This is a genomic window from Pedobacter sp. Hv1, assembly GCF_001412215.1.
Classification (GTDB): domain Bacteria; phylum Bacteroidota; class Bacteroidia; order Sphingobacteriales; family Sphingobacteriaceae; genus Pedobacter.
Map to the genome: position 1 here is coordinate 26,264 of NZ_LLWP01000012.1, position 17,337 is coordinate 43,600.

Genomic DNA, 17,337 nt, shown 5'->3' on the forward strand with positions numbered 1-17,337 from the left:
ACAATATAAAATGGCACAATTAAATTTTGGCGGCGTAATGGAAAATGTCGTAACACGAGAAGAGTTTTCATTAGAGAAAGCAAGAGAAATATTAAAAAACGAAACTGTTGCAGTCATTGGATACGGCGTGCAAGGTCCGGGACAAGCCTTAAATTTGAAAGATAATGGCGTAAAAGTAATTGTAGGACAACGAAAAGGGACAAAGAGTTGGGACAAAGCACTTGCTGATGGTTGGGTAGAAAATGAAACTCTTTTCGAAGTGGAAACCGCTTGCGAAAAAGGCACTTTACTCATGAATTTATTATCAGATGCAGGGCAAATACAAGCATGGGAAACGATGAAAAAAAATTTGACAACAGGAAAAGCCCTGTATTTTTCACATGGTTTTGGCGTTACTTTTCATGAAAAAACAGGTATCGTGCCACCTAAAGATGTAGATGTGTTTTTGGTGGCTCCCAAAGGTTCGGGAACTTCGTTAAGAACATTATTTTTAAAAGGGCAAGGTTTAAATTCCAGTTATGCCGTTTTTCAAAATGCAACCGGAAAAGCTGAAGAAAAAGCATTGGCATTAGGCATCGCTATCGGTTCTGGTTATTTGTTTGAAACCACATTTCAAAAAGAAGTATACAGCGATTTGACTGGCGAACGAGGCGTTTTGATGGGAGCTATCGCAGGTGTTTTTGAGGCTCAATATAATGTGCTTCGTCAGCGAGGACATTCGCCAAGTGAAGCCTTCAACGAAACTGTAGAAGAATTGACCCAAAGTTTAATGCCTTTGGTAGCCGAAAACGGAATGGATTGGATGTTTGCCAATTGCAGTACCACTGCACAACGAGGAGCATTGGATTGGAAAGGTAAATTTAGAGAAGCTACCACTCCTGTTTTTAATGAACTGTATGATGACGTGCTTTCAGGTAAAGAAGCAGCCATCGTTATCGAAGCCAACAGCAAGCCAGATTACAGAGAAAAACTCAACGCAGAACTCAAAGAAATACAACAAAGTGAGTTGTGGCAAACTGGAATGCAAGTTCGAAAATTAAGACCTCAAACCAAATGATACATTTAGCAAAAATACAAGAGGCAGCCGAAAACCTGAAAGGTGTGGCTGTGCATACGCCTCTTGTGAAAAACGAAAACCTGAGCGAGCGATTTGCTGCTCAGGTTTATTTGAAACGGGAAGATTTACAACCTGTACGATCCTACAAATTGCGTGGAGCGTATCATAAAATAAGTTCGCTTTCCGAAAATGATATAAAACTAGGCGTTGTATGTGCAAGTGCGGGTAATCACGCTCAAGGAGTGGCTTTTGCGTGTAGAAAACTGAACATAAAAGCCGTTATTTATATGCCTATTACCACGCCTGCACAAAAAATAAAGCAGGTAAAACTCTTTGGAAAAGAAAATGTAGAGGTTGTGTTGAAAGGTGATACTTTTGACGATGCCTACAACGAAGCCCTTCTTTTCAGCCAGAAGAATAAGGCAGTTTTCGTTCATCCGTTTGATGATGAATTGGTTATTTCCGGACAAGGAACTGTAGGATTGGAAATTGTGGAAGACAGCAAATGTAAAATTGATTTTTTATTCTTCCCAATTGGAGGTGGCGGTTTGGCAGCAGGGGTCGTTTCGGTTTTTAAACAATTGAGTCCTGAAACTAACCTTATCGGTATAGAACCACAAGGAGCAGCCTCTATGAAAACATCGTTGGAAAACGGTAAAAATACTGCATTGACGAACATTGATAAATTTGTAGATGGAGCTGCCGTAAAACGGGTGGGCGACAAAACATTTGAAATCTGCCAACATTCGTTAGATGACATCGTCTTAGTGCCTGAAGGGAAAGTTTGCACAACAATTTTACAATTATATAACGAAGAAGCCATTGTTGTAGAACCAGCTGGTGCATTGAGTATTGCAGCCTTGGATTCGTATAAAGACCAAATCAAAGGTAAAAATGTGGTGTGCATTGTTAGTGGCAGCAACAATGACATTACAAGAATGGAAGAAATAAAAGAGCGATCCTTGATGTTTGAAGGATTGAAGCATTATTTCATCATCAACTTTCCACAACGACCAGGAGCATTAAAAGAATTTGTAAATGATGTCTTAGGAGAAAATGATGACATTACTTATTTCCAGTTCACTAAAAAGAACAACCGCGAAGAAGGTCCGGCTGTTGTTGGCGTAGAGCTAAAATACAGATCTGATTTAGATAATATGGAACAAAAAATGAAAACTAAAAAAATAAATTATCAGCATCTAAACGAGCAGAAAGAATTGTTTACACATTTGATTTTCTAGGGTTAAAATAGGAGTGGATAGAAATCTTTCCACTCCTTTAACTTCCGTCACTTTTTTCAAAATTCAAAAAATATTCTCAAATGAGCAACAAGAATATTGCTCCTGATAAATGTGATAGCATAAATAAAAGAGACCTTAACATCTGTTTCTGCCTGTACTGCTTTAAAATTAACGGACTACGCATTCTCTCATGAGAAATTAAATTCACAAGAAGAAGGCCATGGTACAAACAATAGCAGCCGTTATAGCAGTATAAAATAGACCTATGATAGTTCCGTAACCTAGCTTTTTGTGTACTGTCGAATATTTTCCTGGTAATGTTTTTTTCTTTTTCAAATTCTTATTAGCACTGAAAACAGTAATTCCCCAGAAAATATAGGTGATAACCGCACCTATGATATGTGCAATCAATAAACTATTAAAGAATAACGTCCCAGTATACTTACTGTTAGAAACGAGACTGCCTGAGCCTCCAGAAACTCTGATTTGCACCTCTAAAATAACCACTGCGATTATGCAAGTCCAAAACAGACGCTTCTGAATCTTCATGTGTGTTTCAAAGTCCCTTTTCTTTATAAAAGATACCGCATAGAGCGAAATAAAAGGGGCTAATATCGACAATGTAAGCATTCCCACGATAATGAAAAATGTAATGTTCATAATTTAGATATTTATTTAATTATATATTTTTTAAAACTCGAAAATTACGCCAAGTGAAGGTAAAGGGTGTCCAGTTTTATTATAAAGGATAACTGGTATGGCATTGCTTCCATCAGGAGCAATTGGTAGTCCATTGGTAGTCATAAAGCCAGTATTATCTTCATTTCGCTTAAAGGTAAAGTTTGGGTTGGTTTCATTTTTCTGCATCAATAAGTTCTGTACATCTAAATAAATGCCCAACGATGTCTTTTTAAAATTGAATTTTTTATCCACCCTGAAGTCCAGTTGGTTGAAATTAGAAAGCCGGTTCTGGTTCAATAAAGAAGCATCTGGAATTCCCTGGCCGAGCAACAAATAGTTTTGTTGTGAGGCTGCCAGATCATATGGTGTATAAGGATTTCCTCCTGCAAAACGATACTTCAGTCCCAAGTCCCAGTCATTTTTCATTTTATACCCTAAAGTTGCAGAAAACAGATGTCTGTTATCCCAGGATGAAGGAGCTAATACGCCATCTACTCCCGAAAATTTACTAACTACATAAGAATAACTAAGCAGATAGAAAAGGTTCTTAGTCATCTTTTGCTGCATAAAAGCTTCAATTCCATACGTTTCTCCTATACCTATCGATAATATGCGTTCGCTACCAACCGATCCGTACTGAGTTCCCTGATTGGCCAATGAAATTCCTGTTGTTTCAGACACAGGGTAATCGCTATATCTCTTATAGAAACCTTCCAATGTGAACCTCAGTGAATTCTTTGGTAAGAACTCAGTTCCCAGAACATAATGAGTTGAACGGGTATAGTCCATATCTTTATTCATGAAATTACCTGCTTCATCCTTATATCCCAATGCGGTATATATAGGTGCCTTAAAATAAGTACCAGCAGATGCATTCAAGTTCCATTGGTCACTCAGACGATAAGAAGCGGATAAACGAGGAGAAAGTGTCTTCAAGGGATCATTTCCTGTCTCGGTCATGCTGTTCATATCCGTACGGATACCTCCCGATAAGAGTAATCTGTCATCCAGAAAACGTTTTGAAGCATGCGCAAACAATCCATATTTGAAGAAGTCGATCTTACTGTTGAACTGGATGGTTCTTTCTGGGGCTACAACATTGCCATCTTCATCTTTTACCTCAGCAGACACTTTATTAAATACATCTCCGTTATAACCTACGTATTGGGCATCCAAACCAGCTGAAAACTTCCAACCGTTAACAAACTTATTGTAATCAAAACGGAACTTATTTTCCACTTCATCTGATTCGATTAATAAAGTCCTGTTCTGTTCAATTTTGTTCTCGTCTTCAAATTTATCCAATGTTGTATTGAACATGTTCCTACTTAAGGTGAAGTTCATGTAGCCATTCTCGATCTTTCTGTTAAGATTAAAGCCCATGGTATAAGTCCATTGGTTTACATAAGGCGTTGAACGGAGAATATAAGTGTGTTCGGGAGTAGATTCCTTTGTAGGTGCAAATCCAAACTTATCAATGGCTCCAATACCAATAGCAGTTAATGTTGTCTTATCATTGAATTTGTGATTAACTTTATATTGAAAATCATAAAAGTCTGGACGGATTGGGAGATCTACCATTTTAAACAGCATTCCTAAATAGGATTTACGCACAGAACTCAGGAATGTTGTTTTAGGGGAAAGCGGACCTTCCAGCGTTAATGCGGTTTCTGTCATACTTGCACGAATATTTCCCGACAAACGATCGGGGTTACCGTTTCTTTGATTGATAACAAAGGTAGAAGACAATGCATCGCTGTATCTCGAATCGAATGCAGATGTTGTCAGTTTGAGATCCTCGATAAACGAGACGTTCAAAATTCCCTGTGCACCTCCCGAACTTCCCTGTGTCTGGAAGTGGTTTAAAACTGGTATTTCTATACCATCCAGATAATAAACGTTTTCATTGGGTGCACCACCACGTATGATAATATCATTCCGCTCACCTACACCATTGCTTAAACCGACTCCGGGCAACGTTTGTACCACTTTTGAAACATCAAAATTTCCTCCGGGGTTTGATTTTATTTCCTGAGATGTCAATTTCTGGACAGACATAGGAGTAATCATATCGGTTGCAGTTGCAGAAGCACTTCTATTGACTGTGATTGTAACGCCTTCAAGTTGTGCCGCTTCCGGTTGCAATTCAAAGTGCATAATCCTGTCATTGCCTGAGCTTACTTCTATATTGTATTGTGTAAACTTTTGATACCCCACTGAGGAAGCGTTAATCGTATAGGTGCCTACAGGAACGTTAAGCCTAAAAGTTCCCGTACTGTCAGTAAGCGTAGCAAACGAGGTCCCGTTAACGCTAATACTCACTCCAATAAGTCTCTCGTGGGTGTCCATATCTTCCACAGTACCGATAACATTTCCCATTTTTTGAGCAATCGCAGGTGTTGATAATAAGAAAAATACACTTAAATAGATAAGCACTTTGATATTCTCTTTCATTATGTCTTGTTTAAAAAGCAAAGGAAGATTTTTTCTACCTTTGAAAGAAATCTAATAGACCAATCTTTCATTTTTTACCATGAAGGTGTATTTTTGAATCGTGAAGTATCCGGAGTTTCTTCACTTAACAAAATAGCATACTCACTCATAAAATCAGTGAGTTTGTCGATAAATTTTGTAAATTTTTAATAGAAAATGGAATTTAGCATCCTATGAAAATCATAACAAGAAATCAAAATACAGTTACAACCTTAGTGGGTATAACCCTCTTAGCAGTATTACTGTTTCTTATGATTCCGCATTCTTATGGGATCGCATTGCCTTTTGTTTATTGGGTCAATCAATTTTTCTTTTTCATTTTGATGCTGGGACTTACTTATTTCAATACAAAATGGTTGGCACCTAAATTACTCTTCCAAAGAAAATATTTTCAATACTATCTCACTTTATTTCTTTCGTGTGTATTGATTATTATAATTCTCAGTAAGTTGGATGAGTTGCTCAATGTTTCGGAGGAAATAAGAAAAATAGCTGGGTTACATAATACCCAAAAAAAACAGGGACATGGCAATTTATCCGTATTTTTCTATATTTTCTTGATTGAAATATTGGTGCTTGGTGTCAATATTATTGGCATATTGATTAAAAAATGGCAAGATGAGAAGAATAAACGCCTACAAGTAGAAAAAGACAAGATAGAAATGGAGCTTTCGTTTTTAAAATCACAAATTAACCCTCATTTCTTCTTTAACAGTCTCAACACGGTAAATGCTTTGACCTATACAGATGTTGACCAATCTAGAAATGCTCTTAAAAAATTAGGGAAAATAATGCGGCACGTTTTATATAACACATCCAATCAATCTTCTACTATTGCATCAGAAATAGAGTTTATTTCCAATTATTTGGAATTGATGAAAATGCGATCTGCCCAGAAGGTTTCAATTGATTTTTCGGTGGATATCGTCTCTCCTGATCAAAAAATTGCTTCGATGCTGTTTTTGCCTTTTATAGAAAACGCATTCAAATATGGCATCAGCACACAGACACATAGTCCGATTACCATTAGGATTACAGAAAAAGATCAATCATTGGTGTTCTATACAAAGAATAAAGTTTTTGAAAAAATCGTGGACAACAAGTTGGATGATGATCAAAACCATGGTATCGGAATACAGAATACGGAAAGACGGCTGGAACTAATTTATCCTGGCAGGTATTCCTTGGCAATAAATAAGGTTGATGGCTTTGAGGTGCAACTTAAAATTGATTTAAATGAAAATTAGATGTATAACCGTAGATGACGAGCCCTTAGCATTGAATATGATTAGCTCCTTTGTCAGACAAACACCTTTTCTGGAACTTGTTGCTGAATTTGACAATGCGATCGATGCTCTTAATTATATTCAATCCAATCCTGTTCAATTACTACTGCTCGACATTCAAATGGCAGATCTTACCGGTATGGAACTTGCAAGGGTTTTGGCAGCAGATGCCAGTAAGCATAAACCGTTTATCATCTTTACGACAGCTTATAGTGAATTTGCATTAGAAGGATATCGCGTGGATGCTATTGACTACGTACTTAAACCGTTTGATTATGAAGATTTTATAACTTCAATTTCAAAAGTAAGAAAACGAATCGAACAAGGAAACGAGTCTGCTGATATTGTATCATATGATAACCAACAATTTATATTTATAAAGGTTGATTCACAGGTTATTCGATTGGAAATCAATAGTATTTTATATATTGAGGGACTCAAGGATTATATCAGAATTCATCTGGTCAATGGTGCTAAACCTATGCTTTCGTTGATGAGCTTAAAAAAGTTGGAAGAGAAACTCACCAAAAGTGGATTTCTCCGAATTCATCGTTCCTATATTATTTCTTTTGCCCGTGTGGATGCACTTTTAAAAAACAGCGTTAAAATCGGGGATAAAATAATCCCAGTAGGTGCTACCTATAAAGATAAATATGACCAATTTGTGGATCTATGGATTAAGTAACCAAAGTCTATATTAAAGATAAAAATCAAAGAAATTAATCAATTTACTGCCAGGTATTTGTCGGTTTCAGACTTACCTCAATAATTTATTTTTCACTCAGAATTGTTAGAAAAAAATGTAGTTTTCAATGTTTTGTTCTTACAGATTATCCTTTTTTTGGATGATACCTCTCTTTTTTTCATCTACTCAAATTATATAAGGCAGTATAATACTAGTTCACGATCAAAAGTGGCTCCTTCGTCTATAATTTTTGTGAGCGAACACAGGCTTTCGGAAGTTTGTGGCATAAAAAAACAATATGCCCTAAAGGCTTAGTTTGCAAAACGAAATATAGATCTATATGAAATTAAAACAATTTATTACACTAATTTTATTTACAACTCTTACTCATAGTGTATGGGCTCAAAGCCCTAAAGCTATAATAAAAGGAACCGTGGTAGATTCAATAAGTAAAGAAGGAATTTATTATTCCACCATTTCCGTACATCCGATTACTGATGCTAAAAAATTAACCGGTACTATTGCTGATGAGAAAGGAAAATTTTCTTTGGAAAACTTAGAACCGGGGACATACAATATTACAATTGGTTTTATAGGGTACATTCCAAAAGTGTTTTCAAACTACACATTAAAGCCTGGTGACAACAATTTGGGAACAATATTGATGAGCATCAACACAAACGTGCTTGATGAGATTGTAATTACTGGCGAACGACCTATAATCGAAAACAAAATTGACCGATTGGTTTTCAATGCTGAGCGTGACGTAACTTCTGCAGGTGGCAATGCGACAGATGTTTTACGTAAAGTCCCCATGCTTTCAGTGGATATAGATGGTAATGTTTCGATGCGTGGAGATCAAAATGTCAGAATCTTGATCAACGGAAAGCCATCTGGTATGATGGCTAATAATATGGGTGATGCACTAAGAATGATTCCGGCAGATCAGATAAAAAGTGTAGAGGTCATTACGAGCCCCTCTGCAAAATATGACGCCGAAGGCACCTCTGGCATTATCAATATCATCACTAAAAAGAAAGATATCCCTGGTGTAAACGGCTCTGTTTCGGGAGGAATCGGCACCAGACATAATAATGGGAATGCAAGCTTAAACGTGAAAAAAGGGAAAATTGGCATAGTCGCTAATTTAGGAGGAAATTTAATGTGGCCTCAAACAATTACCAATGAGTTTGAACAATACACAGCTTCTGGAGAACCGACTTTGAAACAGCTGGGAGAAAACAGAACCACTCGTACCGGACTACGTGGATCTTTGGGAATAGATTATGATCTAACAGACAAAGACCTGTTTACAACAACTATTTCTGCTAATACATTTGGAATGAATATGGATGGAAATACTACTTCACAATATTTCTCACCAAACAATACAGTTTCTACTTTACTATCAAACCGCGATCAAGAATCTGCGTTTAATGGTTTTGATTGGTCAGCAGATTATACTCGGAAATTTGCAAAACCTAAACAAGAATTAACGCTTTCAGGTCAATATTCGAGAAATAATAACAATACAGATTATCTGACTCTTTTTGAACAAGGTACACGCCTGAATGAAAAGGGAGAAAATAGGAGTAAAAATGACGAGTTAACTTTTCAGGTAGATTATGTACAGCCAATTGGCAAAACGACTCTCGAGTTAGGTGCAAAAAGCATTTTGAGGGATATTACCAGCAAGTCTTTATTAAAAGAGGATTTCAATGGAGAATACCAACTGGTTGATAATCGCTCTTATGAGTTTGATTATAGCCAGGATGTGGTAGCAGGTTATATGACCTATGGTTTTGATTTTGCCAAACATTATCAAGTGAAAGCCGGAATACGGATAGAACATACCCAGTTAGATGGAGAATCGGTAGGTGACATCAATGCCTTTAGTAATAATTATACTAATGTATTACCAAGTGCTGTTGTGTCGAGAAAATTAGGCAAATCATCAAGTTTAAAATTAAGTTACAACCAACGCATTCAAAGACCAAGCTTGTCTTTTTTAAACCCTTTTAGAAATACAGCCGATCCTATTGTTCAGCAACAGGGAAATCCGGAGTTAAAACCCGAACTCTCACATAATATTGAGCTAGGCTATTCTACTTTTATAAAACGTTCGATGATCAACGTAGCTGTTTTTTACCGCAAAACAAATGATGTTATTGAAAGCGTAAACGAAATAGACAATACAACAACTCCAGGGCAAAATATTTCGTTAACCACATTTGACAATATCGGAACGAGTGAATCGTTCGGAACTAATCTGTTTTTCTCTTTTTCACCTATAAAAAACTTAACATTGAGAAGTAATATCAGCTTGTTTACTTATGAAGCAAAAGGCAATCCGTTTAACACCGGAATCAGCACCGAAACCGATAAAATCCATTTTATGTACCGAGCGTTTATAAATGGTAGTTATAAAATAGGAGATGGATTTACTGCAGAAACGTTTCTAATGGTAAATTCCCCAAGGCGTACTTTCCAAGGAACCTCACCTTCGTTCAGTATGTGGACCATTGGCCTGAAAAAAGAAATTATGGATAAAAAAGCCAGTATAGGATTGAATATAACGGATCCTTTTACTGAAAACAAACATTTTAAAACGGAAGTGTTAACACCAGACTATACACAAAAAAGCAATATGAAGCTCCCGTTCCGTTCTTTTGGGCTAACCTTTAGTTACAATTTTGGTAAGACAGATTCCAAAAATAAGACCCGCAAAGAAAGAGGTATTAAAAATGATGATCAGAAACAGGAAGAATCCAATCAGGGTACTCAAATGAATAACGGAAGATAAATTATTTTCTTGTTCTATGAATTAACAGAAAACTGCGGACTGAAAACTCAATTAATACCTGTTATATAAAAGTAACATTGAAAAATTGAGTTCCCTCATACTTCTCATATGATTACCACACCTAGGAAGGAAAGTAAATTTTTCTTCCTAGGTTAAAATTCAGTTAATCCAGTCGGATACCGTTTTTAAATGTGCTTTGTCGTAAAATCTGAAAGGGCAATATAAATTATTTTGAAATTCAAACAAATTTATGAAACGAACCTAAACAGGCTAAAGAGGGACGAACAAATCATCGGAATAAAGTTGCTATTTGGATAGGCTTCGAAATAAACGCTTTAGCATTGTTAAATTAAATACTCTTTTTGTATGTGTATCTCTCATCAAAATTTAACAGAAACTGAATGGAAAATTATTTCAATAAATCGATCCACAAATTGGAAACAACAATCCTGGAATTAGAGAGTGATGCCGATTGCTCTATACAAAAGATAGAAACCATTATAAAACTAATCGTTCAAAATCTGTCTGATTTAAAAGAGTATGTCCTAAAAAAAGGATTTAAGAATATAGCCGAAGAAATTCATTTTTTCAAACATCAGAAACCTGCGATTGTTTCAAAGCTCATTTTTTATAACACCATTTATAAAATAGAAACCAAAAAACCTTATGGAGCAAAACAAATTAAGAAATTTCTTAATGAAGAATTAAATAGGCTCAAAAAGTTTTTTGATAATAATCTTGAATTCTATAAATACTATCGTACCAATAACACTTTTATAGATGATAAACTATTTATACGAGGCAAATACGATATAAAACTAAGTTTAGATACTTTTTATTTTGAGGTAGACCATCGTTTTTCTACATCACACGACTATAAGGTCGCCAAAATAATTGCTTATGATCTAATACAAGTCTATCTCGAAGACCAGCTAAATAATATCAATCATAAAAAGGTATCTGATAGTTCTTCTCTAAATTGGACAGGGAGCAAAACAGCATTGATAGAACTGATTTACGCCCTGCACTCACAAGGCGTATTTGATGATGGAAACGTTGATATCAGACTTATCGCCAAAACATTTGAAAATATCTTTAATATTGACTTAGGCGATTTTTACCATACATTTATGGAACTTAAATCTCGCAAAATAAACAGAACCAAATTCCTTGACAATCTGCGTGATGCGATAATCAAGAAAATGGATGAGAAAGAAGAAGAAGAAGAATGAACCTCCTCATAGTACACTTCTTGGTAAAAAATTACTTTTTGTCGTTGTAATGCTTTCCTGAACCTTTGGGGTTTCTTTCTGCTTTTCCGCTTGCTCCAAAGGTTCTTCTTTAGTTTCGGGCTTAATAGATAGCTGTATCTTTCGTTCTACGGCTGCCAGATCCGTTTTAAGCTGGCTCAATCGACCTTCCTTAGTCCACATACCGTTTACCACTTCCTGAAGAATAGGCAAGTCTTTTTGTATCTCTGCAATTTTCTTTTGCTCCTGCTCAATATAGCCAGGCAATTTCTCCAGTGCGTTAAGGAAGTTCATAGCCGCCAGCTTTTCATCTTTAGCAATCAAACCATTGTTGTAGGTATATTTTATATTGCCTTCTCCCTGAACCAAGAAGCGGTTGGCTCGAATATCAACACCTTCTTTTTCTGATATTTCGGTTTTGACCAAGAGTGTAAAACCATATAAGCTTCCCATTTCTTCATATTGACCTCCGGTGCGGGCTTTATCCGCAATCTGGTTAAGCTTTGCGCCAATTTGTTTTACATCTGCATTGGGAGGTAAGCCGTCCAATTGTACAGGATTTGCAATTGTACCGTCCGAACGTTTTTGTATGCGTTGCTGTAAGTTTCCCCAATCAAGGTTCATCCGGTTTAAACGTGATTGTGTACTATCCAGCAATTCCGTAAAATCTTGCAGTTTATATTTGGCACTGGATTTAGAACGGTTGAACGCTTGTTTTTCGCTTTCCAATCCTGCAATCTGTTTTTCTAACTTGGCTTTATCTAACAGATCTGTATTTCCTGATAAGATTGCTACGTATTCCGAAAAATTCATTCCCGACTTTTCGTCCATACTGCCTTCGTCAATCGTTCGTTTGCCGAGGTTGTTTTTTTTTAATTGGTCTATAAAAAGTTGCTTATTATACAGCAGGTTAAACTTATAGCTGTCCAGTGATTTTTCTACGGCATAGATGACTACATCCACTTTGTTATCAGCAAAGAACTTGGCAATCTCATTACCTTTTCGGACAGCCCTGCCGTCACGTTGGGCAAGGTCGCTTGGTCGCCACGGCGTATCAAGGTGATGAACAGCAACGGCTCTTTTTTGTGCATTTACGCCTGTGCCCAACATACTTGTTGAACCGAACAGCACACGGATTTTTCCCTCGTTCATACCTTTGATAAGCTCCCTGCGTTGCTTATCATTTTTCGCTTCTTGTATAAAACGGACTTCATGTGTGGGTATGCCGTGGTCTTCCACAAGCTTGCGTTTAATTTCGGAGTACACATTCCATTCGCCTGGTTTATAGGTTCCCAAATCGGAAAAAACAAACTGTGTTCCTTTTTGTGCATTGTATTGGTTGTAATACTTGGCAATGTTTGCTGCACAGTGTGAAACTTTGCTATCGGGATGGTCATCATACCTACCGCTAACCATACGCATATCCAGCGACATCTTACGAGCATAATCTGTAGCGATGAGCATTTTTGCTTTTTCCTCACTTTGACTTAATGGAGGTCTGCCCAACAGTTCTGCATTTCCTGTTTTGGCAAAGTCCATCAACTTTTGGATAAATACCGATTGGTCTGGCGTAGGCGGTATATTATATAAAACCTCGTTCTTATTTGGACGGTCAATACCTATATCTTTTGCCGTTCGGTAATCCGTAATCTCCGAGTAGAACTGCGCCAGTTCCGGTACTTTGATAAAGTAACGGAACCGTTCTTTCGCCACAATATTATTGGCAACTGAGAATTCATAGTCGGTTGTTTTCCTTGCGTAGATAGCTGCCCACGCATCAAAAGAGTGAATACCTTGTTTTTCCATTGCTCGTGGTCGCAGGTATTTAAACAGCAGGTACAGTTCCGTTAATGAATTACTAATCGTTGTACCCGAAAGAAAGGTTGCTCCCATATCCGCATTGGTGCGCTCCTGAATGGTACGGATAGCAAAGAGCAAGTTCAATGCCTTTTGACTTCCGTCCACATTACCCAATCCAGCAACCCTTGTATGCCTTGTGTTAAACATTAGGTTTTTGAATTGGTGGCTTTCGTCCACAAACAAATGGTCAATGCCCATCATCTTGAAATCCACCACATCATCTTTGCGGTTCTCAATATCATGTTGCAGGGTTTTGAGCTTTACTGCGAGGTTTTCTTTCCGTTTGATTACTCCGGCAAGCATTCCTCTGGTAACTTCTTTGCCTTGTGATTGCAGGGCATCGAGGTTACGTTCTACGCTGTCCAATTCTATTTCTAGTATCTCTTTTTGAATTTCGGGCGATTGTGGTATCATTCCGAATTGGTCGTGTGTGAGGATTACGCAATCCCATTCGTTGTTTTTAATATCGCCGAAAATTCGCAAACGCTTTTGAGGCGTAAAATCTTCCTTACCAGGAAACAGGATTTTTGCGTGTGGATAGGCAGTGCGGTATGCTTCGGCAATTTCGTGAACATTACTTTTCAGCCCGATAATCACCGGCTTATGAGCTAATCCTAAACGCTTCATTTCTTGCGCCGCTGTACACATTACCAATGTTTTTCCTGCACCTACTTCGTGGTCGCAGATAGCACCATTGTTCAGCTTTATCATCCAAACGGTGTCCTTTTGGCTTGAATACAAATCTTCAATACCGAGTGCCTTACGGTCTAAGCCCGGAAAGTCCTGATGCGTTCCGTTATAGTTCGGTCGAACGAAACAGTTAAACGTATCATTGTATTGATCGGTCATCCTTGTTTTGAACTCATCGCTTTGTGCATGTAACCATTCTGTAAATGCGGTACGGATTTCGTCAATCTTGGTATTCGCCATTTGTATGGCTTCCATATCCCGTACCTTGACCTCCTTATCATCAATAAAGATTTTTTTAGTAATATCAGGAGTGGTATTTACGAATGCATGTTTGAGAAGAGCAATTCCGTCAAACGTTCGACTTTCGGCTTTAACAGCATATTTATCCCATATATGCACATTTTTTTGATCACATTTTATATTGAAATCATCACTGCTTTCAGCATAATGGATGCGTACATCTGTATCGAAAAGATGTGAAGCAAATCGGGCATAAATGCCTGTGGGTATCCAGCGTTCGCCGAGGTTAAAATCGAGTTCTTCAAATTCGATACGTCTTGGACGGGCTTCTTCCAAAATGGTAAGACTTGCTTTGGCATCGGTATCATCAGGATTATTTCCTATGTAGGTTCTTAAGTTTTGGGCTTTCTCAACTACGTTTCCTGCAATCCAGCGTTCGGATATTTCATATTCCTTTTGTAGCGGATTGTAGTAAATACGACCATGTAAGGCTTCTTTCAACGCATCATCGGTCATACCGCTGATTTCAGACATATAGCTCAAATCCACGCTGCCGTATTTGTTTAATGAAGCAGCTAACGCTTCTTCGGGATTGTCCGTTGCAATGCTTACCGTAGAAAAACTAACAGGTCGGCTGAATATATCCGCTTTGTGTACCACGCCACCAACAACACGCTCCAAATAATGGATTTCCTTACCGGAACTGTCTGTTTTGATGAGTTTGATATTATCTGCACTGTTGAGGTTTCCGTACCTTTTGACAAAGGCATCGTAAAGGCAGTTAAGATTTTCCCTTTCTTCTTTGTATTCAGTTTGAAATTTTGCTTCTTTAGTATAAAGCTCTTGGTAAACATCACGCACCCCGATATATGCTTCGGCTCTTGCTTTCTGTAAGGTCGGTAAAGCTAAAGGGTGGAATACAGCCTTACCGTCTTCCGTATCTACATCTTGCAGATGACCAACCCAACCTTTATCCACCACAAGACAATCGCTACGGTGGAACGATTGCAGTTCGCCGCTATACAGAGCGGGTTCGGGAACAACGTTAGTTATGCTTGGCTTTTCAGCTTGTCCGTTTCCGTTGATACCCGAAAACAGGTCGCCGACAGCTTCCTGTTTTTTGCCATTGGCTGATGTATTTCCATTGATAGCTCTATTGGTAATAGGAGGTGTATCGGGCTGCTGTATTACACTACTACTGAACAGGTCGGGCTGGCGACCCATTGCACGGCGGTTTGTTTTAATGCTTTGCCTTTGGGATTGTGTCGTTCTTTTCGGCGGAGCAGCAACCATTACAGGCTCGTCAACACTTTCAAACAGGTCAAAAATGCTTAGTTGCTTTAATTCCTTCGGGCTTTCCCGATGAATTACAGATGTGGGTATTGGTTGTGATTTTTGATGAATGGTTACAGGTTCGATAATCGGCGGAGGTGTAACGTTTGGTGTTGGTATATCAGGCTCATTATTTCGTTCGCCTCTGTATAAATTCAAATTCAAGTGCTTGCCAAAATCTTTGGAAAGCACTTGTTTGAGATCATTGGCAATTCCCTCAACGCCGCCTTTATGTATATAGATTAAGGCGGGTTGTCCATAAAGGTCGGTATCTAATTTCCGGTCGGTATACACAATCCTTGTGCTGTCCTGAAAGAAAGCATTGCCAGGTGTATTGTATTCCGTTTGTTTGCTTTGACAAAATAGTTTTTCGACTTCGGTAAGGTTTTGTTTAGCCGTATTCTTTTGCAGGATAATCAAGTCGCTTCCGACCTCTGTACCTGCATATTTCGTAAACAGGTTGTTGGGCAATCGGACAACCGATACTAAATTGTTGTTCTCCATTAATGCCCTGCGTATCGGCTCATTCTTTGGGCTGTTTAAAACGCCTTGCGAGGTAATAAAAACCTGTAAACCACCCTCACGGAGCATATCATTTCCTTTCAAAAAAAAATAGTTATGAATGCTTCGGGAAGCCTGCACTTTTGCACTGTCCTTGCTTCGGGAATAGGAAAGGTCAAATACAGAAGTATCGCCAAACGGTATATTGCTGGCGATTACATCATAGCTATTTTGTTCCTTTTCGGCAATTTCTTCAAAACCGCCTACACGAATGTTGCTTTCGGGATAAAGCTGTTTTAAAATCTTGCCTGTCAACAAATCCTTTTCAAAAGCCGTAATACTGGCTTTTTGATTTTCTGAAAAAGACTGTATAAATGATCCAATACCTGCCGATGGTTCGAGGAATTTATCAATGTACAGACCATTATTCCGCAAAGCGGATGAAATGGCATCTATAACCTTTGGCGGTGTATAAAAAGCCGTCAGTACGGAACTTTTCATACTGTCCACATACCTGCGGTATTGTTTTTCGTCTTCTGAATTTTCTTTGAGTAATTGATGAAGTTCCTGTGTGAATGGAAAAAGGTCGTGTTCTGTTTTTCTCCAATGATTGATGTCTATTTCGTTTTCTACGGGGTTCAGCACGAACTTAAGACCGCCAAATCCGCTGTATTGCATCATTAGCAGTCTTTCACCTACGGTGGCTTTTCGGTTCTCCTTTTCTAGTTTAAAAGCAATTCGCAGGGCATCAATGTTCTGTTGGAGATGTTGCTTTTTACTGAAGCCCATTCTCCTCAATCCATATTGCGACGGTTCCGGTTATTTCGGTATAGAGTACGTCAAACTCATAACCGTATGCAAAATCATCGGTTAGTTGGTACTTGGTGAAAACGGGTTCACAAATAGGAAACATTTTCAGGGCGAACGGTCGCAGTTCTTCATCTACCATGATGGTGTCGAACTCATTACAAACCACTTTAAATACAGTATCAAACTTCGAGAAGTGCAAGCCCTCAAAAAGTATGTAATTGGCTATTTCATTACATTGTTCAATGGAGTTTCCTGATTGAAAAGTACCTTCGTAAGCATTGGCAGCCCACGAGGAACGCTGGTCTATAAATTTTGTATCAAAAGCTTTTTCAGGAAAGCTTGTATTGAGTAACTCCTGTAGTCGTAACTTAAAATACGAAAGGTCTTTTTGCTGTGTATCCATACTAT

10 protein-coding genes are annotated in these 17,337 nt (G+C 37.9%); 6 read left to right on the forward strand and 4 right to left on the reverse strand.

Annotated elements, in window-relative coordinates; translation table 11 throughout:
* Positions 1 to 10 precede the first annotated feature (10 nt).
* Both ilvC and ilvA read left to right on the forward strand, forming a co-directional pair.
* Positions 11 to 1,057: a ketol-acid reductoisomerase gene (ilvC, locus tag AQF98_RS20300; RefSeq protein WP_034751526.1), complete on the forward strand. Its 1,047-nt coding sequence runs from the start codon at positions 11 to 13 to the stop codon at positions 1,055 to 1,057.
* Positions 1,054 to 2,298 (forward strand): threonine ammonia-lyase IlvA, encoded by a 1,245-nt coding sequence (ilvA, locus tag AQF98_RS20305; RefSeq protein WP_055133807.1) that lies wholly within the window; start codon positions 1,054 to 1,056, stop codon positions 2,296 to 2,298. Before ilvC ends, ilvA begins: the two co-directional genes overlap by 4 nt.
* A gap of 204 nt (positions 2,299 to 2,502) precedes the next feature.
* On the opposite strand, the gene AQF98_RS20310 is transcribed toward ilvA, so the two are convergent.
* Together AQF98_RS20310 and AQF98_RS20315 are read right to left on the reverse strand one after the other, a co-directional pair.
* Positions 2,503 to 2,958, reverse strand: a complete 456-nt coding sequence (locus AQF98_RS20310; RefSeq protein WP_055133808.1) for a DUF420 domain-containing protein — start codon at positions 2,956 to 2,958, stop codon at positions 2,503 to 2,505.
* Positions 2,959 to 2,988: 30 nt separating this feature from the next.
* Complete coding sequence (locus AQF98_RS20315) at positions 2,989 to 5,433, reverse strand: TonB-dependent receptor (RefSeq protein WP_082435204.1); 2,445 nt, start codon at positions 5,431 to 5,433, stop codon at positions 2,989 to 2,991.
* 212 nt (positions 5,434 to 5,645) lie between these two features.
* Here AQF98_RS20315 and AQF98_RS20320 point away from each other — a divergent pair, with 212 nt between their 5' ends.
* From AQF98_RS20320 to AQF98_RS20335, 4 genes are all read left to right on the forward strand, one after another.
* Positions 5,646 to 6,719 carry a sensor histidine kinase gene (locus AQF98_RS20320; RefSeq protein WP_034751539.1) on the forward strand — a complete coding sequence of 358 codons (1,074 nt, stop codon included), beginning with the start codon at positions 5,646 to 5,648 and terminating at the stop codon, positions 6,717 to 6,719.
* A complete protein-coding gene (locus AQF98_RS20325) occupies positions 6,709 to 7,443 on the forward strand; it encodes a LytTR family DNA-binding domain-containing protein (RefSeq protein WP_034751541.1) in 735 nt (244 codons plus the stop codon). The genes AQF98_RS20320 and AQF98_RS20325 overlap by 11 nt, the downstream gene beginning before the upstream one ends.
* 340 nt (positions 7,444 to 7,783) lie before the next feature.
* On the forward strand, positions 7,784 to 10,246 hold the full coding sequence (locus AQF98_RS20330) for a TonB-dependent receptor domain-containing protein (RefSeq protein WP_051890786.1): 2,463 nt from the start codon (positions 7,784 to 7,786) through the stop codon (positions 10,244 to 10,246).
* A gap of 401 nt (positions 10,247 to 10,647) precedes the next feature.
* Positions 10,648 to 11,478, forward strand: a complete 831-nt coding sequence (locus AQF98_RS20335) for an RteC domain-containing protein (protein ID WP_034867794.1) — start codon at positions 10,648 to 10,650, stop codon at positions 11,476 to 11,478.
* Between the two features lie 6 nt (positions 11,479 to 11,484).
* Here AQF98_RS20335 and AQF98_RS20340 read toward each other — a convergent pair whose 3' ends face one another.
* On the reverse strand, positions 11,485 to 16,908 hold the full coding sequence (locus AQF98_RS20340; protein WP_055133809.1) for an N-6 DNA methylase: 5,424 nt from the start codon (positions 16,906 to 16,908) through the stop codon (positions 11,485 to 11,487).
* Complete coding sequence (locus AQF98_RS20345; protein ID WP_055133810.1) at positions 16,895 to 17,332, reverse strand: DUF1896 domain-containing protein; 438 nt, start codon at positions 17,330 to 17,332, stop codon at positions 16,895 to 16,897. Before AQF98_RS20345 ends, AQF98_RS20340 begins: the two co-directional genes overlap by 14 nt.
* Positions 17,333 to 17,337 lie beyond the last annotated feature (5 nt).